23 protein-coding genes and 1 pseudogene are annotated in these 21,011 nt (G+C 65.8%); 8 read left to right on the top strand and 16 right to left on the bottom strand.

Annotated features, from left to right (window positions below; genetic code table 11):
• Nucleotides 1–286: 286 nt before the first annotated feature.
• A complete protein-coding gene (locus ABNF93_RS18235; RefSeq protein ID WP_349329299.1) occupies nt 287–1,087 on the top strand; it encodes a helix-turn-helix domain-containing protein in 801 nt (266 codons plus the stop codon).
• A 97-nt stretch (nt 1,088–1,184) separates the two neighbouring features.
• Here ABNF93_RS18235 and ABNF93_RS18230 read toward each other — a convergent pair whose 3' ends face one another.
• Nucleotides 1,185–1,883 (bottom strand): sulfotransferase family protein, encoded by a 699-nt coding sequence (locus tag ABNF93_RS18230; protein ID WP_349329298.1) that lies wholly within the window; start codon nt 1,881–1,883, stop codon nt 1,185–1,187.
• Between the two features lie 789 nt (nt 1,884–2,672).
• Between ABNF93_RS18230 and ABNF93_RS34955 the strand changes: the two genes are divergently transcribed.
• A complete protein-coding gene (locus tag ABNF93_RS34955) occupies nt 2,673–2,972 on the top strand; it encodes a helix-turn-helix domain-containing protein (protein ID WP_502877595.1) in 300 nt (99 codons plus the stop codon).
• On the opposite strand, the gene ABNF93_RS18225 is transcribed toward ABNF93_RS34955, so the two are convergent.
• Nucleotides 2,867–3,634 carry an aminoglycoside adenylyltransferase domain-containing protein gene (locus ABNF93_RS18225; protein ID WP_349329297.1) on the bottom strand — a complete coding sequence of 256 codons (768 nt, stop codon included), beginning with the start codon at nt 3,632–3,634 and terminating at the stop codon, nt 2,867–2,869. The two genes, ABNF93_RS34955 and ABNF93_RS18225, sit on opposite strands and share 106 nt — an antisense overlap.
• Nucleotides 3,635–4,496: 862 nt before the next feature.
• Here ABNF93_RS18225 and ABNF93_RS18220 point away from each other — a divergent pair.
• Nucleotides 4,497–4,658, top strand: a complete 162-nt coding sequence (locus tag ABNF93_RS18220) for a mycothiol transferase (protein WP_349329296.1) — start codon at nt 4,497–4,499, stop codon at nt 4,656–4,658.
• 234 nt (nt 4,659–4,892) lie between these two features.
• Here ABNF93_RS18220 and ABNF93_RS18215 read toward each other — a convergent pair whose 3' ends face one another.
• The 4 genes from ABNF93_RS18215 to ABNF93_RS34950 form a co-directional block, all read right to left on the bottom strand.
• Nucleotides 4,893–5,711, bottom strand: coding sequence for an LLM class flavin-dependent oxidoreductase (locus ABNF93_RS18215; RefSeq protein ID WP_349329295.1), 819 nt, complete (start codon nt 5,709–5,711; stop codon nt 4,893–4,895).
• A 275-nt stretch (nt 5,712–5,986) separates the two neighbouring features.
• Nucleotides 5,987–6,589 carry a hypothetical protein gene (locus ABNF93_RS18210; protein WP_349329294.1) on the bottom strand — a complete coding sequence of 201 codons (603 nt, stop codon included), beginning with the start codon at nt 6,587–6,589 and terminating at the stop codon, nt 5,987–5,989.
• Nucleotides 6,570–6,920, bottom strand: coding sequence for a hypothetical protein (locus ABNF93_RS18205; protein ID WP_349329293.1), 351 nt, complete (start codon nt 6,918–6,920; stop codon nt 6,570–6,572). The genes ABNF93_RS18210 and ABNF93_RS18205 overlap by 20 nt, the downstream gene beginning before the upstream one ends.
• Nucleotides 6,917–7,066, bottom strand: a complete 150-nt coding sequence (locus ABNF93_RS34950) for a YciI family protein (protein WP_502877594.1) — start codon at nt 7,064–7,066, stop codon at nt 6,917–6,919. The genes ABNF93_RS18205 and ABNF93_RS34950 overlap by 4 nt, the downstream gene beginning before the upstream one ends.
• Before the next feature lie 624 nt (nt 7,067–7,690).
• Between ABNF93_RS34950 and ABNF93_RS18195 the strand changes: the two genes are divergently transcribed.
• From ABNF93_RS18195 to ABNF93_RS18185, 3 genes are all read left to right on the top strand, one after another.
• Nucleotides 7,691–8,254 carry a dihydrofolate reductase family protein gene (locus ABNF93_RS18195; protein ID WP_349329292.1) on the top strand — a complete coding sequence of 188 codons (564 nt, stop codon included), beginning with the start codon at nt 7,691–7,693 and terminating at the stop codon, nt 8,252–8,254.
• 694 nt (nt 8,255–8,948) lie between these two features.
• Nucleotides 8,949–9,521, top strand: a complete 573-nt coding sequence (locus ABNF93_RS18190; RefSeq protein WP_349329291.1) for a P-loop NTPase family protein — start codon at nt 8,949–8,951, stop codon at nt 9,519–9,521.
• Nucleotides 9,502–10,365 carry a phosphotransferase family protein gene (locus ABNF93_RS18185; RefSeq protein WP_349329290.1) on the top strand — a complete coding sequence of 288 codons (864 nt, stop codon included), beginning with the start codon at nt 9,502–9,504 and terminating at the stop codon, nt 10,363–10,365. The genes ABNF93_RS18190 and ABNF93_RS18185 overlap by 20 nt, the downstream gene beginning before the upstream one ends.
• Before the next feature lie 144 nt (nt 10,366–10,509).
• On the opposite strand, the gene ABNF93_RS18180 is transcribed toward ABNF93_RS18185, so the two are convergent.
• Nucleotides 10,510–11,298, bottom strand: coding sequence for a phosphotransferase (locus ABNF93_RS18180; protein WP_349329289.1), 789 nt, complete (start codon nt 11,296–11,298; stop codon nt 10,510–10,512).
• 378 nt (nt 11,299–11,676) lie between these two features.
• Entirely contained in the window at nt 11,677–12,510 is an 834-nt protein-coding gene (locus ABNF93_RS18175) for a dienelactone hydrolase family protein (protein WP_349329288.1), read from the bottom strand.
• Between the two features lie 495 nt (nt 12,511–13,005).
• On the opposite strand from ABNF93_RS18175, the gene ABNF93_RS18170 reads away from it, so the two are divergent.
• A complete protein-coding gene (locus ABNF93_RS18170; RefSeq protein ID WP_349329287.1) occupies nt 13,006–13,773 on the top strand; it encodes a VOC family protein in 768 nt (255 codons plus the stop codon).
• 258 nt (nt 13,774–14,031) lie between these two features.
• On the opposite strand, the gene ABNF93_RS18165 is transcribed toward ABNF93_RS18170, so the two are convergent.
• From ABNF93_RS18165 to ABNF93_RS18155, 3 genes are all read right to left on the bottom strand, one after another.
• Complete coding sequence (locus ABNF93_RS18165) at nt 14,032–14,610, bottom strand: YdcF family protein (RefSeq protein ID WP_349329286.1); 579 nt, start codon at nt 14,608–14,610, stop codon at nt 14,032–14,034.
• 272 nt (nt 14,611–14,882) lie between these two features.
• The gene (locus ABNF93_RS18160) at nt 14,883–15,455 is read right to left on the bottom strand and encodes a mycothiol transferase (protein ID WP_349329285.1); all 573 of its coding nucleotides are present in this window, start codon (nt 15,453–15,455) and stop codon (nt 14,883–14,885) included.
• Nucleotides 15,456–16,060: 605 nt separating this feature from the next.
• Nucleotides 16,061–16,687: a helix-turn-helix domain-containing protein gene (locus ABNF93_RS18155; protein ID WP_349329284.1), complete on the bottom strand. Its 627-nt coding sequence runs from the start codon at nt 16,685–16,687 to the stop codon at nt 16,061–16,063.
• Between the two features lie 671 nt (nt 16,688–17,358).
• Here ABNF93_RS18155 and ABNF93_RS18150 point away from each other — a divergent pair.
• Nucleotides 17,359–17,874, top strand: coding sequence for an isochorismatase family protein (locus ABNF93_RS18150; RefSeq protein WP_349329283.1), 516 nt, complete (start codon nt 17,359–17,361; stop codon nt 17,872–17,874).
• A gap of 44 nt (nt 17,875–17,918) precedes the next feature.
• Here the strand turns inward: ABNF93_RS18150 and ABNF93_RS18145 are convergent, their stop codons facing one another.
• The 5 genes and pseudogenes from ABNF93_RS18145 to ABNF93_RS18125 all read right to left on the bottom strand — a co-directional run.
• On the bottom strand, nt 17,919–18,194 hold the full coding sequence (locus tag ABNF93_RS18145; RefSeq protein ID WP_349329282.1) for a DUF1905 domain-containing protein: 276 nt from the start codon (nt 18,192–18,194) through the stop codon (nt 17,919–17,921).
• Nucleotides 18,191–18,568 (bottom strand): VOC family protein, encoded by a 378-nt coding sequence (locus ABNF93_RS18140; protein ID WP_349329281.1) that lies wholly within the window; start codon nt 18,566–18,568, stop codon nt 18,191–18,193. Before ABNF93_RS18140 ends, ABNF93_RS18145 begins: the two co-directional genes overlap by 4 nt.
• 24 nt (nt 18,569–18,592) lie before the next feature.
• On the bottom strand, nt 18,593–19,369 hold the full coding sequence (locus ABNF93_RS18135) for an ArsR/SmtB family transcription factor (protein ID WP_349329280.1): 777 nt from the start codon (nt 19,367–19,369) through the stop codon (nt 18,593–18,595).
• Nucleotides 19,370–19,750: 381 nt separating this feature from the next.
• On the bottom strand, nt 19,751–20,344 hold the full coding sequence (locus tag ABNF93_RS18130) for a class I SAM-dependent methyltransferase (protein WP_349329279.1): 594 nt from the start codon (nt 20,342–20,344) through the stop codon (nt 19,751–19,753).
• A gap of 218 nt (nt 20,345–20,562) precedes the next feature.
• A pseudogene (locus tag ABNF93_RS18125) lies at nt 20,563–21,011 on the bottom strand (hypothetical protein); the annotation flags it as partial.

The following is a 21,011-nucleotide window of genomic DNA, read 5'->3' as shown; positions in this document are numbered from 1 at the left end:
TGTGACCGCTGGCCTACTGCGCCGCCCGGGCAGACGACATCGCGAGGAGAAGGATCCCGGGGGGCAGCCATCTACGACGAACGGCTGCCGAGCCGCCTGCGACGAGGTCACATAGGCCGCAGACGACGGCCCACAGCCGGTTACGAACTTCGCCGCGTATGCGCCACAGGGGACTGCACCCTGACCGGATTCGCCGTGGCTGTCGAGATCGGTGTCGGCGTACCACCTGACGGCGCAGAACGAGGGCGATGCCGGTGGGTTCGTGGGGTTCCGTAGCCTCGTGGTCATGTCGGAGGAGGCGGTATCCCGCGGCAGGGAGCGGGCGGGCGTCGAGTATGGGCTTTCGCCGAGCATCGTGTTGTCGGCGGATGCTCGCCTGCTGCCGTGGGTCACCCGTGACCACGAAGGATTCGACGAGGCGGCATTTCCACACGGCGACTTCGTGGACCCCGCTACGTTGGTCACAGTGCTGGCCGTGAAGGTGACGGACCAGCCGTGGCATCCCCCGCTGCTCGTCAACGCCCCACGCACCTCCCACACCCGCATCCAGGGACCGTGGGCACCCGCCATCGTGGCGCGCCTGGCCCCTCTCGGCGCCTACAAACTGCTCGGGCCTGCCCTCTCGGAGATCGGCGGATCGTTGTACGTCGCTCTCGAGGACGTCGTCGGCGCGGAGGCCCGCCGGCTCGGCGAGCACGTCCAGTCCGCCCGCACGTGGGAGGAGCGCGGCCGGCTGCTCGACGCCTTCCTGCTCGACCGCGCCACCAGAGGACCGCAGCCGTCGCCCGAGGTGACCCACGCCTGGCGCCTGCTCGCGCACTCCGACGGGAGGGACCCCATCAGGGAGATCGCACGCCAGGTGGGCTGGAGCCACAAGCACCTCATCACCAAATTCAAGCAGCAGGTCGGCGTGGCGCCCCACATGGCAGCCCGGCTCCTGCGGCTCTCGACCGTGTGGCGGCACCTCGACCACGGCCAGAGCTGGGCCCGCATCGCCGCCGAGTCCGGCTACGCCGACCAGGCCCACCTCATCCGCGAGTTCCGCCACTTCACCGGCACCACCCCGGCCGCGCTCATCACCGCCTGATCACAACACGACCGCGGAACCCACGTCCGCGAGCTGCTGCGCTCACCCGTTCTGTGCACTGGATATGGCCCTGAACAGGTATCCAGTTCACAGAGCGTCAGCGCCAGACCGCTTCCCCCGTCTGCGCTCTGGCCAGCCGCATCGCCGTCCGGATGTTGTGCCGAAGGTCGTCGCCGACGTTCACACGTGGGAACGGCTCGTCCGGAACGTCGACACCGAGGAACCGGCACAGCGGCTCCCAGCCCTCCTGCACGCGATAGACGAGCAGCCGCTCGGCCGGCAGGCTACGCCGTACCCGTTCGTAGTGGTCCTCGAATACCTGCAGGCAGTGCGCCTTGTCGAACACCTGCCCGTCGAAGGTCGCCGTCACGACCGTGAACAGCGCCTCCTCCACCTGCGCGTAGCCGGACTCCTCGGCCCCCTGCCGCTCCTCGTCGGTGCGCTCATGGTCGAGCTCGGCGCTGACCTGGAACATCCGGACGTGGCTGTCCCACCAGAGTTCCGGATCGCGTTCTGTGAGCAGGATCTTCGCGTCTGGATACGCAGCGGACAACTGCTCCCAGAAGTAGATGGTCGGCCAGTCCAAAGTGGCACGATAACCCTCGAAGATCACCGACCAGTCGAACTCACCGCCGGCTTCGTACGCTGCCAGCCAATGGTCGCCGTCCGTCGATCGACGCAGCGCCTCCATGCCGTGATAGCACGGCCCGAACCCCAACCGTTCCAGCGCCGCCTTCACCGACATCGACCCGGTCCGATGCAGCCCGACCCCTATGACCTGCAGTCCGTCGCTCATGCAGACCACGATGGGGCAACGGGCCGTCGGGGTCTTGAACGAAATTCACCTGAGCCGGGGTGCTGTGGACCTTCATCGGCGCTACGCAGAACGAGGAATGGGAGCGTATCCGGGCGTTCTACGGAGGCGACGCCCTCTACAGGGATCCAAGACGACGATCCCACTTTGGCTGTGGCGCCTAGGAGGACGAGCATTGGCGCGAACTGTGACTGCGGGAAGCGTCCGGATAGGCCACCCCCAGGTTCTATCGGTCGACGCAACGCCTTCTTTGAAAGTAGTTCGTCGATGTACTTGTGGTCCGACTCTGGCGCTGGCGTACGTTTCCTGGCCTCGATTCGTGAGGGCGTGGTCTCAACCCGTCCACCCGGGCAGCCGGGGTCGACAAGCAGACCGGGTATGGGTTGGCTCCGAGAGGCGTTTGTCGCTCTGCGCGAGCAGGGTGTGTCCGTGCGCTCCGTGGCGCGCAAGCTGCGGATTCCGCGGTAGCGGTCGGTGGGGTGGGAGGCCGAACGCCGCAGGGCTCACGACCGGGCGCGGCGTGAGCGTGCAGCTGGCGAGCAGCGTTTGGTGCGGGAGTCAGCACGCCACGTCGAACTGCTGCACACGCGGCGGCCGTCGAAGTCCGACCTGCGCGACACGCGGTACTGGGATTGATGCGTTCCGGGCTGACGAACACAGCTGCATGCAAGCTGCTCGGGGTGACCCGACGCACCGGCGTACTGATTCGCACCCGACACCGCCACCAGAGCGTGGCACCTACCCAGCACAGTCGACCCTCCGGACGGGTACCTGTCGCTACACGAGCGGCCGCAGATCGCTGATCTGTTGTGGCTGGGCTGTTCGAAGCGGCAGATCGCAGCCGAACTGGCCCGCAGCCCGTCGATGATCAAACGAGAGCTGGACCGCCACCGCGACGAACAAGGACGCTACCCGCCCCAGACCGCCGACCACGCCGCACGAGTACAGCGTCGCCGAGTTGAAGCTCAACGCCCGGGCAGACTCTCGACCAGTGAGCAGATCTCCCGACAGAAAGCTGACACCCGTTCGGCAATGAGGGACCGATCACCGGGCGCCGGGACGCGGCGGTAGACCCGTACGGCCGCAGCGACATGGGCCTGCGATTCGGGCGAGAGCTTGTCGAGTGCCCAGGCAGCGGCGTCGAGCTTGAAGTGAACAACGTTCCGGGTGGTGAGGCTGAGGAGAACCCGGCAGAGCCGCAACGTCAGCCCGGCCGGATGGCGATGGTCATCAATGGCGATGGCGTCAGTGAGTTGGGCGAGCAGCTCCGCCTCGATCTCAGCCCGGTCCGGGCGAGGAACAACCTGCTCCGGTGGCAGACCATGAACCAGGACGTAGGCTCCGGCGAACCATTGCGCACGTTTGATCGCCCAGTTCTCATCGCGCTCCTCGACTGGCCAGTTCAGGTCCCGAGGTCGCCGGGTGGAGCGGGCCTCGTCAAGCAGGACGTACCAGGCGTCGAGCTGCGGAATGGCGAGGTCAGAGCAGATGGTGCTGTGCAATTTCTTGACTCGCTCGAGCTCGTGACTGTCCGGGGCACGCCGGACGACGACATGCAGGTCGACGTCGCCCGGCGACCCGCCAGGAGCCAGCTGGCCCCCGTAGAGCCACATCGCAACGAGGTTGTCGCCGAGGAGGTCACCGATACCGCGGGCCAGCCGCGCCGATGCCGACTTGGCCGGTTCACCAACCTCGGCAAGCCGGCGTTCGAGTTCAGCGTTGTTGATTATCACAGGCCGGGCAGCAGAGGAAGCGCGGTGAGGTCCATGTCGACCGCGGACGTTGCACGGGGCCCGCATGCGCCAAATGGCAGACGCGGGAGAAGCGCTACCCCGCGTGGGCACGCAGGATTTCCTCGAGGCGACGACTTGAGCTCTGGCATGCCATGCACGGTCGACCAGATGTCCGCCAGACGTTCGGGATCGCGGGTCACGAACGTGACGTCTCCGAGCCTCAGCATGCCCACTTGATAGCACCAAGCGATGGCCGGTGGCACCTGACTTCCGCGTCGCGCGTTCGAGCTTGGCGGTTGGGTGGTCTCACGGCAGGGCGTCGCGCCCCATTCGACGGCCAACCCGGAGCGCTCGACCGGAGAAACCCGCGCTCCAGATCGCGCAGCGCAAGTAGCTGGTGCTGGCAGGACCAACCGCCGGCTCAGGGCCCTATCGAAGAACACGGTAGCCACCAGGTGCCCTGACCAACCCTGACGCCCGAGCACAGCGCAGGAGCAGCCGCCGCACAGTAAGCTCAGCACCCAACAGGCAAACACAAGCGTTGCTTCGACCGCTGGAATCCGCCCTACCCTCATTGAGAATCCTTGCGGACGGGGCGTGTGAGACTCTGCCGATCACGGCGCCGGCGATCGGCTTGACCTCACGAGCGTGTCCGGCCGGTTTCCCCGAACGGACACCCCGCACCCCAGTGGCGGTCCGGGTGGCGACTGGTCGCAGCTTGGACTAACCGCGAACCGGGACGTCAACGCCCAGGTGTAGATGGTCGTGGTGAATGGAGTTCGCATGCTTATCGTTGCGGAACCCGCGCCGATTACGCGGGCTGAGGGCGTCGCTTTTGCTCTGGTGACCGCGCGGGAGCGTTATGGCTGGATTCCGTGACGGCAGTGTGGACGGCTGGTCAGCCGAGCTTGCCGGTGAGGGTCTTGACCACCTCGGGTTGGAGCCGGTCCTGGAGGAGTACGCGCAGCACACCGGCCACGCCGATCTCATCCGTGAGCGCATCGACGGCACCACGGGCGCGTAACTCCTACTCGGCTCGTCCGTAAAACGAACCCCTTGCGGGCGGCGCCCGCTGTAGCCCCGAATGTCAGTAGGGTGCGCTGATTCTGCGTAGCGACGACTTGGGGGCCGGGTGTCGGCTTTGTTGATCTTCAGCCACCAGTTGTGGCTGTCTTGCAGGTCGGTGGTGAGCAGGTCGGCCCCAGCGTCGCCAGCAGAGGGAGTGCGGCGATTGCCTCGAGGCTGCGACGCGGCGCGCCTACTGTCCGGCGAGCTTGGCCACGACCGGTGCGAGCGTGTCGGCGAAGTCGGCGCCGATGACGAAATAGGAGAAGCCGATCTCCTCGCGTCGTCGTTGGATTTCTTCGGCGGCTGCCGCGGGGTCACTCGGAAGTATGACGAGCGAGTCTGCCGCGCGAAGTGCCGCAGTGTCGAGGTTGGGCGGTGCCATGAACGCAGCGACACCGTCACCGACGGCGGCGATGTGCTGGGCGAGTTCGATGTCGCGGCCGACAGCGAAGTCGCGTACCCGGCGCGTGGTTTCGACCCGATCATCTTCCGGTGGGAGTACGAACGTGACTGCGTCGGCGACGTCGAGCGCCAGCGCCTGCGACTTCGGTCCGCTCACCGCCATGACGACCGGCGTGTGCAGATCCGGGCCGTCAAAGGTACGCAGGGTGGTCACGGTCTCGCGCATTCTGGCGCGACGCTCAGCTGGGGAGACGGCCGGCAGCCCCAGCTCGACTTCGATCCCGGGTCGGCCGGCGCCGATGCCCATTTCGAAGCGGCCTTCGGTGAGTACTGAGAGTGAGTGGGCTTCCCATGCTGTGCTCCATGGTTGGCGCAGCGCGGAGGCATAGACCCACGAGCCGATCCGCAGGTCAGCGAGCGCGGCCGCGGTTGCCAGCGTGGGGCCAAGTGCTGGTTGCCACGTAGGAACGTCGGGCATCAGCAACGTTGAGTAGCCGCTGCCGGCGATGCGGCGCACGCGGTCTCGCCACGTCGGCAGGTCAGAAGTGAGCGGGGCAACGACGCCGAATCGGAATGGTCTGGTTACTCGCATGGCCTTCTCCTGCATCGTGGTTCTCCTTGATTCTGGGGACCTTGTTCGGTCCGGTTGCCCTATCCACGAACCGGCCACCAAGAATTCGACAACGCCGCCCAAGAATGTCGACATTTCGATCGGAGATGGATCGCCCTGGTCGTTGATCACACTGCGCAGATTGCGCGATCGTCGGGCACCTTCCGTCCCGCAAACCTGCCCGGTGAACGATCCACTTACGGACACGGCCGCGTCGGCGTACGAGTGCCTTCCGAGTTGCGTCCTTCGCGCTCGGGTCCCGGTCCGCACGCTCAACCCGCGAGCGCGGCCGCGCACTGAGCCCAGGTCATCGGGTGCCCCCAGAAACCTGCGAGTGTGTCGAGGAACTCGTGCTTACGTGGCTGGTCGCCGTCGGAGGTGTCGACACCTTCGATCAACACCACGGCCGGGTAGCCGCGCAGCCTGATCTCGATCAGGCTCGCCAGGACGCACACCTCCAACACCAACCCCATGATCACGACCGGTTCACTCGGGTCCGGCGGACCGATCGCCGAGTCCAGCCACGCCGCGAACCCGGCCGGATCGGGCCGCGCAGGACCGGGCACGGCGGCCGCTCGTCCACCGCCGTCGCGCACCCAGGTTGGCGCGATGGAACCCTTCACCCACGGTGCGGCCGGCTTGACGTCCGCAGGGATCACAGACTCATATCCCCACTGACCGGGCACGCAGGTGGCATCGGCGTCGTCGCCGCCCGGACTGCGATAGTCGGAGACGATCTCGGCTACTGCGACGCCGTGCGTACGGGCGAATGGCACCACCGTGTCCGTGACGAACTCGACGCAAGATTGCCCGCCATAATGCACCCCGCCAGGGGAGGCGAAGTCGTGCTGGAAATCAACGCTGATCAGCCGCATCCACCCAGTCCACCAGGGACCACCGACATCGCCGGATCCGATGCCCCAGGCAGCGTCCGCGAGGGGATCCCTTGCGGACGCCCGCATGGTCGTCGTCGTGGTCGCCCCAGGCGTCGACGGCTGACGTTCCCTTAACGGACGGCGCGTGGGTGACCAGGGAAGGGCTGTCGGGCGCGTCATGCCACCGCTCGACGACGGTCGCGAACGCCTCGGCCGCCGCCTCCTCAGCGATATCGTGGTCACCGAAACGCTTGGCCGTGGGGGCGAGCACCGGCGCCCAGTCCTTGCGGTGGGCGTCGGTGATCGCCTCCCGGACGGCGACCACGCTCACAGGAACGGCCGCACCTCGACCTTCCGATTGCATGCCCTCGACCCCTCGGTCGCGAGCTTCAGCGCGACGTCGAGGTCAGGGGCCTCCATGGCCCAGAAGCCGGCGAGGAACTCCTTCGACTCCAGGAAGGGCCCGTCCGTGACCATCGCCTCCCCACCCCCGGTTGTCGATGACGGTCGCCGTGCCGGGCGCCCCGCGGCTGGCCGCGAAGACCCAGTGACCCTCCGCCTTGAGCCGGTCGACGAACACGTTGATGGCAGCCATCTCGTCCGGAGTGGCGAGACCGGGCTTGTCGTGGATCACGGAACCAGGTACTTCATCTGAAGATCATCTCCTGTCCTTTGGGTACGCCCCTCATGGGCTCTGATCGATCCGACTGGTCGAAGCGCTCGCTTGACCTGCGCTGGTCGTTGACGACCTCGCCCGAAGTGTCCAGCGCGCACACGGGGAGGCTGTCGCCGGGGTCGGCGCGGGCCTCGGGCAATCCAATCCCTGACCGGAACGCGCCCCTGGCCCGAGACCGTCTCGCTGTCGGATCGGTCACAAGCGGCGTACTAGAAAGACCTCGAAAGAAGTCCGGGCGGTGGTGTCGGATCGGGCCAGGGGCATTCGTAGCAGGGGTGAAGGCTGCCCACGAGGGGCGCAGCCCAAACAAGCCGGCAGCCTATGAGAGGGACAACCATGAACGACTACATGATCTACGAACTCGCCAAGCAGCGCCACGCTGAGCTCGTCGACGAGGTGCGCCCGACTCACGGGAGGCTGACGCCATGCGCAAACTGACTTTCGGCATGAACATGAGCCTGGACGGCTACATCGCCGCGCCCGGCGACGACCTCGGCTGGAGCGTGCCGAGCGACGAGCTGTTCCAGTGGTGGTCCGACCGGGTGGGGGCGACGGGCCTGGCGCTGTACGGGCGCAAACTGTGGGAGACGATGAGCTCCCACTGGCCGACCGCCGACAAGCAGCCGGGCGCCACACCGGCGGAGATCGAGTTCGCGCGCCGCTGGCGGGACATGCCGAAGGTGGTGTTCTCCTCGACGACCAGCACGGTCGACTGGAACACCCGTCTGGTCACCGGCGACGCGGTCACCGAGATCACCCGGCTCAAGACCCAAGGCGGTGGCCCCATGGACATCTGCGGTGCCACACTCGCCGCGGCGGCCATGCGGGCCGGGCTGATCGACGAGTACGCGATCGTCACCCACCCGGTCCTGGTGGGCGGCGGCACGCCCTTCTTCACAGCCCTGGACAACTGGGTGAACCTGAACCTGGTGGAGACCCGGACGTTTCCCGACGGCGTGCTCCTGACCAGGTACGAGACCAGGCGCTGAATACCGAACCTCAGATCAGCGCGGGCTTCGGGCCACCCAAGGATCTCGTGGCGCTGTGTTCCAAGGCGATCGTGACGTCCCTGCCGGATCCTGTTCTTCACCGCAGACGATCCGTCCGGATAGGGATTGCTTTCCGAACGTTGAGGTGCTCTCGGCGCCGCCCGTCGTGGCTCGTGCCAGATCTGCCGCCCGATTTGGCGACGTGCCATGATGACGTGCCATGACTTTGCGTGTGGCCGAGTTGATCGTTGAGACCGGACCGTCCGGTGCAGCGGCCAACGCGACTGGCGGATGCCGCGCGACCGGTTAGAATCGCTCTGAATGGACGGCTGGCGTTTGCGGGCCGGTTCCTTGAACTTTCGTTGGAGAGGCTGCTCATGGCGGATGGCGTCTGGGGTCGGGTGCATCGCGACCTACCCGGCCGGCGGGGCACGCGCTGACACGGTAGGTACGGACGTGTCGTCGCGTGCTGCGCGGGTATGCAGCAATGCGATGCTGCCGGGAGCTTCCTGATCGCGGGGAGCCTTGCCCGGTGGCCCATTGGCGGGCATGGCAGTCGTGAGAACGCTGCCAGCTCCGTCGGGCATCCTTGATCCTGCCGTGTCGCAGAAGGTCATTTGCCAGCTTCGACACCACGGCGCAGACAGCCTTCACGTAGTCGAACCTGGCACCGCTGCGACCCTGCGAAGGTGTCATGTACCCCCACGAAGCTCAACGCCGCATCGTCGTCACCGGGATGGCTGGATCCGGGAAATCCACGTTCTCCCGGGCACTTGCCGTCAAGTCCGGCCTGCCGCTCATTCATCTGGACCTCCAGTTCTGGAAGCCCGGCTGGGTTGAACCATCGGAGGCCGAGTGGCGCGAGAAACAACGTCGCGTCCTTGCCGGTGACGCGTGGATCGCCGATGGCAACTACACCGAGACGCTCGATCTCCGGCTCGAACGCGCCGACACCGTGGTGGTCCTCGCCACGCCGTGGTGGCGGTGCGCGGGACGCGCGTTGCTGCGCGGCTGCCGAATGCCGGACACGCTGCCTGAAGGATGTGAGTACTCGGCCTGGCAACGGTTGCGCGATGAATGGCGCCTCATCCCGGTCATCTGGCGGAACCGGCGCACGGACCCCGAAACCGAGCAAGCGATCATTGCCCGACACGGGAAACACGCGACCCGGCACGTGCTCAAGTCCAAACGGGCGATCAGGGAATTCCTCGACGGGTCAGTCGACGTCGCGGGGAGGGGAGGTGGAGATGGAGATGGAAGCAGCTGAGGCGCGGCGTGCGGTGGCTGCGGCGATGTCGACCGCGTCAGAACTCGACTTGGACGTCGACGACGCGATCGTTCTCAGCGACTCCAACCGACTCGTCATCCGCCTGACGCCATGCGACATCGTCGCCCGAGTCACGCCCATGACACATTTCGCAAGCACAGAGCAAGAAGTCGAACTCGCCAGACGGCTCGCGCTGACGGGCAGCCCGGTCGCCCCGCTCGAGGCTCGGGTCGAACCACGCGTCTTCGCCCATGACGGCTTCAAGATCGCCATGTGGGCCTACTTCGAGCCTGTGCAGTCTCGAATGCTTCCGCCGGCCGAGTACGCCCACGTGCTCGACCGTCTTCATGCCGGCCTGCGGCGGATCGAGGTCACGACGCCACACTTCATGGATCGAGTGGCTGCAACTGGCCGAGACGTTGCCAGTCGTGACGTCACTCCCGATCTCACCGATACCGACCGGGCGCTGCTCGCCAACACGCTGCACGATCTGGGCCGCTCAATCGTCAACCGGCCCGCCCCCGAACAGCTGCTGCACGGCGAGCCGCATCCGGGGAACATCCTCAACACGAAGAACGGACCGCTCTTCATCGACTTCGAAAACACCGCCCATGGGCCGGTCGAGTACGACCTGGCTTGGGTGCCCAGCGAGGTCAGCCAGCACTATCCCCACGCCGACCAAGACCTGGTCGGCGAGTGCAGAGGGATCGTACTCGCGATCGTCGCAGCGCACCGCTGGAGTCGAGGCGACCAACACCCGAGCGGCAGAGAATCGGGAGTGGCGTTCCTTCACGTTTTGCGGGATGGTCCGCCGTGGCCGGCGCTCGACGATGTCGTCTGGTAGAGCGCCCTGGCGCTGGATCGCGTCCGCTGACGCCAGTCCGAGGCAAGCTGCACCTATCCGGCGAAGTGCCGTTGAAGGCGAGCGTGGGCCGGTGGCCCAGACCGCCGCAGCGGGCGACCGGTCTTCCGGGCAGAGGTTGTGGGGTCAGAGGAGGGCGGCTGCGAACTGGTCGTGGTGGGCGGCCCACCAGCGGCGCCGACGGTCGTACTTCTCGATGCCTCCCGTCCGGTTCAACATCGCGACGGCGTTCGGATCACCCGCATCGATGCTGCGCCGCGCGGCTGCTTCGATGCGGGCGAGGGCATCGTTCATGGCGGCGAGCAGCTCCACCCGACCGTCCCGGTCCAGTCCGTAGGCGTCGGCGACGAGTCGTAACCGTGCCGGTCGGTCGGCGGGCCGCCAGCCGATCCGGTCCTGGTCGAAGTCGTCCTCGATCGGTACACAGAGGCGGGCGAGCTGGGCCAGGTCGTAGACGGGGCGGCCAGGGGCAGCGAATTCGAAGTCGAGCAGTGCAACGGCGATGCCATCACGGAAGACGACGTTTGAGGGCTCTACGTCGTTGTGGCACACGAGCGGCCCGCCTGCGGGGTCAGCCAGACTGTCGTTCCAGGTGAAACCCTCAGGGTCGAACCGGCCGGCGGCGTCGTGCAGCCCGCGCAGCAGCCTGGCGATCGACGCAAGCGCCGTGTCGGACTGGCTCCAGTCCGGATAAGGCGCCACAGGGACCTCGCCATCAATGAACACGAGGCGCTCGCGTCCGTCCGCGTCGATGCCGACTGGCATCGGGGCACCCTCGAATCCGGCGTCCTTCACCGCACGCAGGAAGGCGTGAATCGAACCCGAGTGCGGACTCGAGGGACGAAGCACGTGTGGACCGACGCGGACGACCTGGCCCGCGTTCGCGATCCCGCCATCAAGCTGCTGCTCCGCCACACCGCCACCCTGACAAATGAATGGGTACCGCCGCCAGCGGGCACGCCAACGTCTCGGCCTGTACGCATGTCGGTGAGATCCGACAAAGAGGTCTCAATTCCTCTCTCATCCCCCTCTGGAGGTCAGCGCATGTGTACGATTCCGCAGCTGCTCATCCCGGTCGGGGTGGACTCAGCCGCTCCGAATCGGTGAGAGATTCCGGAGTGCGCCGCATCGGCCAGGGCCAGTGGCGCGGATCCTCAAGTCCGTCCGGTGAGGGATCCACCACCGAACACCGAAGCGGGCCCGGGGGCTGCCGTCTCGCTCTCGTTGGTCCCACCCAGATGTGGCGGCCGGTGACACGTCTCGCGCCGACAACCCGATTGCCGTCCCCAGCCGCTACTTCTGCCATGAAGTCCGTTGGCACCGATCCGACAGGCCGCTCAGGAACTCGTACGCGAGTCGGCGCTGCGGCAACCGGAACTCGTGGCCGCCAGGCACGACGTGGACGCGCACGTTGTCGGCGCCTCTGGAGTTGAGGCGCGCCTCGACTTCTCTAGCACCCCGGCTCCACTTGTCGCCCTCCGCCGCTATGAGGAGGTACTCGCACTGACCCGCGAGTGCCATAAGGTCCTCGACGTCATACCGGGCAGCGAAGCCCGGGACGACGAACTCAGCCTGGAAGCCCGCGTCGCGTGCGAACGAGTCGCGGTAAGGGATGCAACCGCAGTTCGAAACACTCACTGTGATGCGGTCATCCCACGCTGGTGCCCAGATGGCGGCACGCCCGCCGTAGGAGTGGCCGAGGAAGCCGACACGAGTGGAGTCAACCTCCGGGAGGCTGGTCGCGTAGTCGATGGCCAGGGAGATCTCCTGGAGGCAGTCCGCCAGCAGGGTGCGCCCCAGCACAAGGCGGGAAGACAACTCGAACCAGCCGATGTTCTTGCCGTCGTCCCAATTGCGGTCCTCGAACCCGATGGCGTCGGGGGCGATGGTGACGAAGCCGCGCTGCGCGAGCTCGGCCGCGTACGCCTGATCCGGGTCACCGCGCAGCCCACACACCTCACTCTTGCCAAGGTCGAACTGGCCCGCGTGCTGATGGTGGCAGAAAACCACGGGCGCCGGTCCGGCCAGGCCATCGGGGATGCAGACGAACGCGGACCCACGACCTGCGGGGACGGCATACGAGACACGGCGACGGACATAGCCGTCGCACACGACCTCCTCATGCACCTTCGGATCTCGTGGCCCAGGTACCGCAACAGGACCAAGAACTTGCCGGACTCGCTCGCGGTTCAGAAGGGGCGGGGCCATCTGGCCATCCAAGCACTGCTTCGGCTCGCGGGTGCCTGCCACCGGCGGATCTGCGGAACGGTGCGATGACGCCGGCCGCCGCCGTCTCGTAAGACGATCCCCAACCGGACGCGCCTGGCCATGTTGAGCTTCACCTCACGGTTGGCCCGGACGTGGAACCAGAACAACAGGATCAATCCGTGCTGGTCCTCGGCAGTGAGCGCGTCGGCTTGTTCCGGCTCGGCGAGGAGTTGCGAAGGACTGTCACTGACAGGAGATGTCAGTGACGTCTCCTACGGTTGGTGATGACGAGCGGCTCGACCGCGGGTGCGAATCTCTGGAGACAGCTTCGTTTGAGGCAGAGTCCTCGGCGCCGCTCCGAGCGGCGCTGTTGTGCCCGCCGACCCGACCCCAAGATTGCAGGGAGCTTTAAGCATGCGTGCGAACGTGCAGAACATCACCTTTGACTGTCCAGATGCACAGAAGCTGGCGTCTTTTTACGCCGAGCTGGTAATGATGCCGATCCGGCACCTCGACACGCCGGAGAGAGTTGTTATCGGGAATGACAAGAGTCGCACGCGGCTCGCGTTTGCCACCGTAGATGACTATCGGCCGCCGACGTGGCCGGATCCTGCGTATCCGCAGCAGTTACATTTGTGCGGCCCAGTACAGGTACATAGCTATGACAGCGAGAGCCCGACGGAACTGGTGCAGAGACTGGGAGCCACACGGCTCCAGCACCAGGGCGGAGACTGTCCGGTGTACGCGGATCCCGCCGGTCACCCCTTCTGCCTATGCTCCCCATTTCCACGTAGCGAAGAGGAAAGAGCGCTGAGAGGGCTACTCGGCGGTATCAACTTCCATTGCTTTGACTCGCCTCGCGCCCTCGCCGCGTTCTATGCCGACCTTCTGGACACGCAAGAGCTGACGAAAGCTGAGGATGGCGAAATGACGATCAGACTAAAGGACCGGACGCAACCCGACTGTATCGGATTCCACGCGGGGGCGAACGGCAGGCCACCGCAGTGGCTTGACCCCGAGCGCCCACCGCAGATCCACCTCGACATCGAAGTCGACGATCTCGCGGCCGCGGAGAAGCTCGTGACCCGACTCGGTGCCACCAGGCTCCCCGACATGGGTGCGGAATGCGTCGTCTACGCCGACCTGGAGGGGCATCCGTTCTGCCTTTACCCAGCCGGCTGACCGCGCAGGGTTCCCCGACGTAGACGAGCCCGCATAGCGAGGTCGGCTGCTGCCGGACCTCAGTGACAGCCCGGAGACGCTGCCGGTATCGCCGTCTCGTTAGGGGAACGCCAACCGTCGATACCCCGGGCGAGCACGACGCCGACCGTGCGGGTGTCCGTTCGGTGACCCCCAGCGTACAGGTGAGAATCGAATCGGAGTTGTCTCCTGGCGTTTGTCGTGTTGTGGGGGCGCATTGGGCCACGGGAGAGCCCACTATCAAACCGTGCGGATCCACCCAGAGTCAGTGCGCTGCAATAGATCGAGGCCGTTCGATGCCCGTTCTTGCATGTACCGCGTCTCACGCTCGACGCGTTCCTGGTAGGTGTCCTGCCAGTTGCTCCGAGTCGCAGCGACCCGCTTCTGGGCATTGAACGGCTCGTAGTCGGCCGCGTAAATCCGCTCAATCCATGGAGCATGCGCTGCGAGAGTCACCACGGCGCGTCGGTGACACCACTTCACCACGGCGATCACTGACCGAACATTGCTAACGGAATCAGCGATGAGGGGCAGTGCCATTGTCACGTTTTCCGTGGTGGTCGATGATCGACTCTCTACGATGATCGCCTCGGCAGGGACCCCTGCGCTGAGCAGGAGCTGTTGGTGTTGAACCGCCTCACTTGCGCCGCGGGGATGGCGCTTTGGACCCCCGGTGGTGACGATCACCGGCGCGTAGTTCGAGAAGTACAACTCGACAGCGACTTCGGCCGCGGTCCAGTGGCGGGTTCCGAACACGAGGATGACATCTGCTGGGTGAACCTCGCCGGCGTGGGAGTCGATCAGAGTCAGGTCAGTCATGGGTTGGCTGTTGGCAGGGCGGCTTGCCATAGGGTCCTCCGCGCTCCGGACTGGCACACACCATATCGGCGACAGCCCGAACGGCCCCGGTAGACGTCGACGAGACTCGGCGACCACCGCCACGTCGTCTCACACGGGATCCGCATCTGCGACCGCTGATCATCAGCGCGGGCCGTCGGCGTTCGGGCCGTAGGCCGCGTCCGTGGCGGGTCGGCTTGGAGCCTTCAGGTCTCGGCACCGCCGCAGCACGATGGCGGCGCGCCGGCCTGGACTCACGGGACGGCGAACTCCCCGGGGGCTCCTTCTCCGGTGGAGCCGTCGACTGCTTCGCGGAGCAGGTCGGCGTGCCCGGTGTGACGGGCGTACTCCTCGATCATGTCGGCCAGCAACCGCCGGAGGTTCATCCCGTCGTGGGTTGGCTGATCGAGCCCGCCGTTGGACAGCGTCTCGGCCAGGGACTCTCTGGAACGGTGTACGGCATCGGTCCACAGCGAGCGCAGTGCCTGCGGGGTGTCATCGGCTGCAGGACGCCAGGCCCAGTCGTCCCAGTCGGCCTCGAGGTCGAGACCGTCGAACGGCGCCATGGGCGCCCTTCCCGCCAGCCGGTGTTGGAAGTAGAGCTCTTCAACCCAGGCCAGGTGCTTGAGCAGACCGCCCAAGGTCACCGACGACGGGCCGAGCCGCAGGGCCATCCCAGTTGCGTCGACGTCGGCACATTTCCACGCGAACGTGCGCCGGTTCCGTTCGAGGGTTATCAGGGCCGTGTCGACCTCATCGCCGTGCATGAAACGCTCGACGTCCCACTTTGGCGGCTCGCCGGCCGTGAAGCCGGGTGCACTCGTCATGTCCGCCCTCCTAGGTTCAGACGGACAGGTCGCGCACCAGCACCTGGATCGGGACAGCCAAAGCTCACATGTTGGGAACGTGCGATAGCCATGCCGGCATCGTAGGACCTGTTCCGGACGATGTACGTCCGAATTGCATACCCGCGCTCGCGAATCCATAGCCCGATCCCTGTGACCGGACGGCGAACGGAACGGGCTGGGCGTTCCCGGAGGCCACAACGTGCAATGGGATCAACCAGAGATGCTCGCCGACCTCATCACGAACTTTGCGTTGCATACCTCATGACAACCCCGCCTGCTGGCACTGCACCAGACCCGTGCCGGAGCCCGGCGCTTCCTCCCCAAGTCTGGGGTTCGGGGCGAAACCCTGAGGCCTTCGATGGGTGCTCGTCCCCCGCTGCGCCGCGTCAGCGGCGCGCTGAGCCCAACGAGATGAATGGCTGTCCGGCACATCCAGTGCATCATCCGCCCCGGCGCAGGCCGTCCGTTTGGGGAACCCGAAGCGGTCGCCCATAGTGGCACGAGGGTGGCACGTTCCGTTGATCAGGCCGTCTCGTAGTACCCCCATCATCGGGCGTGTTCACGGTCGTCCGGCATGGATTCCCCTACCGGACGTGTTTCGGGTTGGCCACGGAGTGCGTCTCCACCGATCCGGACAGCCCCGGCTGGTCCTGGGGGTCCGGCAGCCGGGGGTACTCGGTCGGATAGAGCGCAACCATGAATGCGTGGGCCTTGCCTGGATTTCGTCTGGGCAACTGCGCGAACTCGTTGACCAGGTCCAGGACGCGGCGGTAGAACTCCTCGGCGTCTGCGTCGTCGATCCAGGCGTAGCGCTTGATCGCGCGGAGATTGTCGTCGATGTGAGCGGGAGCGGCCTCGGCTGCCCACTCGGCCATTCGGTTAGGGATCAGCTCGGTCTGTTCAGGCGTGATCTGGCCGACGTAGAAGACTCGTGCGGTTCTCCCGTAGAAGCGTTCCTCTTGTCCCCGGATGGTGCGCGTTCGTACGACCTTGAGCATCCCGGCGTCGGTCAGGAGATCGACGTGATAGGCGACCGTGCTCTTTGGGCGCTTTACCGCAGAGGCTAGTTCTTGCACCGAGGCCGCCCTCTCGAGCAGTAGTTCGAGCAGGGTGCCGCGGAAGGAGTCGAACATCGCCTTGAGCTCCTGGGTGGACGTGACGATGCGCACGTCGTCGAGCTCGTAGTCCGGCACCTGCTGACTGGTCGACATTTCTCGATTACTCCGCTACCGTCACTGATCGAAAGATTTGGATGAGTCCTCCCGTCAGGTTAGCGTGCTGCGTCCCGAAACGATCAACTACACGCGATAAGTGCCAGGCGAGGGATCTCGTGGTCCGCGAGGGCGGATAGGGAAATCGAGGCCGGACATGGATGTCGTGGTGGGTTTGGAGGGTCCTCCTGGTGGCCTGGGATGAGGTGTCGAATGACTGACCGGACGGCGGCCAAGCCGTACACGGTTCGCGCGCTTGATGCGTCGACATGGGATGCCTTTGCCGAGCTCTGCGACCGTAACGGCGGGGTCATGGGTGGTTGCTGGTGCCAGAACAACCATTGCCAGCCCGGTACCGAGACGCCGGCTGGCGCGCGTATCGAGGCCGTCTCCCAGGTAGGTCGTCGCCGGTCGCACGGTCAGTGGCCACTGGCTGGCCTCGGCGACAGTCGAACTGTTCGAGCAGAACGGATTCGAGCGGGTACGCCAGGTCGGCAAGCACGCATGGATCGTCAGCCGCGTCCTCGACCCCGCCTGACCTCGGTCGATGCCCCAGGAGGTCCCGGCCCGAGCATCCGGATCCGCCCACAGCTGTCCATCTGGCAAGAGCCGTCCAACGAGCACAGGAGATCGTTATGACCACGCTGTCAGATCGACCCAACAGCGCCTTGATGGTGATCGACGTCCAGATCGGCGTCGTGGCCGATGCATTCGAGCGCGACACCGTCGTCGCCAACATCGGCACGCTCGTCGACCGGGCTCGCGAAGAGGGCGTCCCCATCGTGTGGGTTCAGCACTCCTCCGAGCAGATGACAACAGGGAGTGAATCCTGGGCCTACGTCGCAGAACTGAGACGTCAGGAGTCAGAACCGTTGGTGCACAAGACATTCGCCGATTCCTTCGAAGACACCGACCTCGAGGACGTACTGGCCAAGGCTGGTGTCGGACGCCTGGTCGTGACAGGAGCGCAGACGGATGAGTGCATCCGATCAACGATCCACGGCGCTTTTGTACGTGGCTACGACGTGACTCTCGTCGGCGACGCGCACACGACGGAGGATCTGAGCCCTTGGGGTGCTCCACCGCCGGACAAGGTCATCGCGCATACGAACCTCTATTGGCAGAACCACTCAGCACCCGGCCGCACGGCCGGAGTCACGGAAACAAAGGACGTGACGTTCACTTGAACTGGACAGATCTGCCGTAGGGGTTGATGTGTCCCGAGAGCAGATCAACGGCGTTCAGTGAGGTGGATGGTCACGGTGCTGCCGATCTCCTTGCCGAGGCGTTCGCGGAGTTCGGTCTTGATCGGGAGCTTGTGGGTTCCGTCTCCCATCGCCATGAACGACGCCTCGAACGGGTGGCCGTCCATGGTCCCGGCTACCTTGACGAGGCCGCGGGTGCCGAAGAACTCGGCGCTCCAGTTGGTGCGTACGTAGGTCCATCCGCCTTTGGCGTCGCTGCGTTCCACGACGGCGGTGAATGTGTGATCCAGTCGGGTGCTCATCGTGAATCCTCCTCGGCCTGCTCTACGACCACGAACTGGTTTCCGTCGGGGTCGTCGAAGGTGAACATGGGTGGTACGCCGGGCCAGGCCAGCAGCTCGCCGACAGACACGCCGCCGGTACGCAGCGCGGCGTGCTCGGTGGTGGCGTCGGGTACCACGAACCTGATCCCGGTCTCCCGATTCGAGGTGGTCTCGCCGGTGGTCAGCGCCAGCGACACCCTGGCGCCAGGCGGTGCGACCTCGAGCCATCGCATGTCTCCGGCCATCCCGTCGAGGCGGACCTCGAAGCCCAGGGTTTCGCGGTAGAACTTCAGTGCCTGGTCCTGATCGGCGACAGCGATGCCGATCGTGCGTACGTCGGTGATGGTGGTCATGGGCTTTCTCCTTGTTCACATGGGTTATGCGGGGTTCAACGGATCGGTGCCGCCATACATCAACGAACCGGGGGTGGTCAGCGTCCTGCCCGTCTCGAGCCACGTCTTCAGCCCGGAGAGGATCATCGGCCAGCCGCCGTAGAGCTCGGGTGGGGCGTTGCCAGCGAGCTGGTCGTGGGTCACGGTGAGCCTGCACGCGTCGCCGACCGGCTCGATCTCCCACGTCACCCTGGTCGTGCCCTGTCTCTCGGCGTCGTCTGACCACAGCGTCCGCATGGACTGCACGAGTCGCCTCGGCGGATCCACCACGACGTTCTCACCTTCGGCCAGCGGGCGTTCCGCGCCGGGATGGTCGAGGGTGAACGACGAGCCCGTGGTCCAGTCCGAATGGACCGAGGCACCGAAGTGGTACTTGGCCCGACTGGCCGGGTTGGTGATCGCGTGCCACAGCCGTTCGGGTGTGGTGTCGATGTAGATCTCGAACACCTTCTCCATGCCTTGCTCCAGGTCTCTCTTCAGGTCGGACAGGCCCGCCGACCAGTCCTCGGTGTACTTGGTGATCCATCGGTCATGGACTTGGCGGATCGGCACGACGTTCAGGAAGTGGTGCTTCTCGCGGCCTCGGCGGCGGGCCACTACGAGACCGGCCTCCTCGAGGATGCCCAGGTGCTTGGCCACGGCCGGTCGGGTCATCTGGAAGCGCGTCGACAGGGCAAGCAGGGTCTGCCCGTCCTGCTCCAGCAACGCGTCCAACAGAGCCCGGCGGGTCCGGTCGCCCAGCGCCTTGAACACAGGTTCCACCCCACCGACGATAGGAAACCTTTTGGTTTCCTGTCAAGCCGCACGCCCTGCACCGGAGACCTCGTTGCGGACGTGAACCGGTCCCAGGAACAGCGTCAGCAGGGGCGACATAACCGGCGCCGGTAGTCGCGTGCTTTGCGACAGGTACGGCCACGCGCCGTCTAGGGATAGGGCTCGCCTCCTGGAGCACATCGCCGCTACGCCACGCGGTGCTGAGAAGGAGGCGAGAGTGTGACGTGTCTCGATAGGGATATCCGCATACGGACACGGCCCGGTCGGAACGCTGCTCCTCTGATGCGTCATCGCGGCGTTCGGGCGCCGTTCGGCTTGTGAGACCCCACTTTCTGAGGCCCCACACTGCTGACTTGCTCGAGGAGATAGTCAGGCCGGTGCCTGCCAGGCGATCAGGTAGCGTCCCAGGATCTGGCGGGCGACGCGAGCGCCGGGCAGGACTTCGTGGACGGTTTGGCGCATTTGACGGAACGTTTCGGGGGGCGGCCATGCCACCGGAGCGCTATGAACCCAATTGCCTCGTACGCGGATAGTTACCCCGCGTGCCACCCACGAAGCGACCGCCCATGGCCAGTCCCGCCGTTCCATCTGTACGAAGCCCACTACCGCCAGCGTTCCGCCTGGACGTACCAGCTCGCTCAGGCGAGCGAGGGCACCCTTGCTGTTCGGAAAGTGATGCAGCGTCGCGTTGGACACGACGGCATCGAACGACTCCCGAGCGAAGGGATACGTCATCACGTCGCCGTGGCGCCAGGTCACCTTCGCCTCCGGAAACCGCGCTCGCGCCCGCTCCAGCACCGGGGCGTCCACATCGATCGCGACAACGCAGGGAACACGCCTTGCCAGCCTGGCGGCGAGGAAACCATCCCCGCATCCCACGTCGAGCACCGACCTCGCGGAGGCGGGCACGCACGCATCCAACCTCGCGTCGTAGTGGATGTTCACATTCCACGGATCAGACATGCCGCCAAGGTTGCCGCTGTGAACAAGGTCCAGGCCAGTTGCCGCCCTCCCTGTCCCGGATCTGCGGACTGGTGCAGCCACCAACCGCCCACTCACACACGCTGGGCGGCATCGACCCTGACCGTGGGCATTGAACCGCTGCCGAGTAGTGCCCGGCTTCTCCTTGGGTGCCAACGGGACGAGTCGGGTGTCCGGTGAGCGATCCCTCTCTGCGAGGGTCAAGCTGTGTCCGAGCTGATCCTGTCGGCGTGGCGGGTGTTGGCGGTGCACCAGGCCTCGACCATGGAGTTGCCGCCGTGTCCTTCGCCCTCGTCGATGATCAGCTCGCTGCCGGGCCAGGCTTGGTGGAGTCTCCAGGGGATAGCCGCTGGCCCGCTGACATCACGGCGTCCGTGGATCAGCGTGGCGGGTACGCCGGCCAGCCGGTCCATTTGCTCCAAGATCGACGGAGCAAGGAAGCCATCATTGGCCCAGTAGTGGGTGACGAGTGTGGCGAAGACATGCCGGAACTCGTCGTCATCCCAGCGAGGATTCCGGGGGTCTGTCTCAAATTTCGTGAGGTGGTGGGCTCGGTTTGGTGCGCGTGGAGCGACCTCGACGATTTCTTGTAATAACCAAATCTTGACTATGTCGGCGCGTGTCGTTCGGAATAAATGAAGCCCTTCTT

Source organism: Actinopolymorpha sp. B9G3, assembly GCF_040120725.1.
In the GTDB taxonomy this organism is placed as follows: domain Bacteria; phylum Actinomycetota; class Actinomycetes; order Propionibacteriales; family Actinopolymorphaceae; genus Thermasporomyces.
The sequence above is the reverse complement of the archived record's forward strand: the minus strand, read 5'-3'. Positions and strand labels throughout refer to the sequence as shown.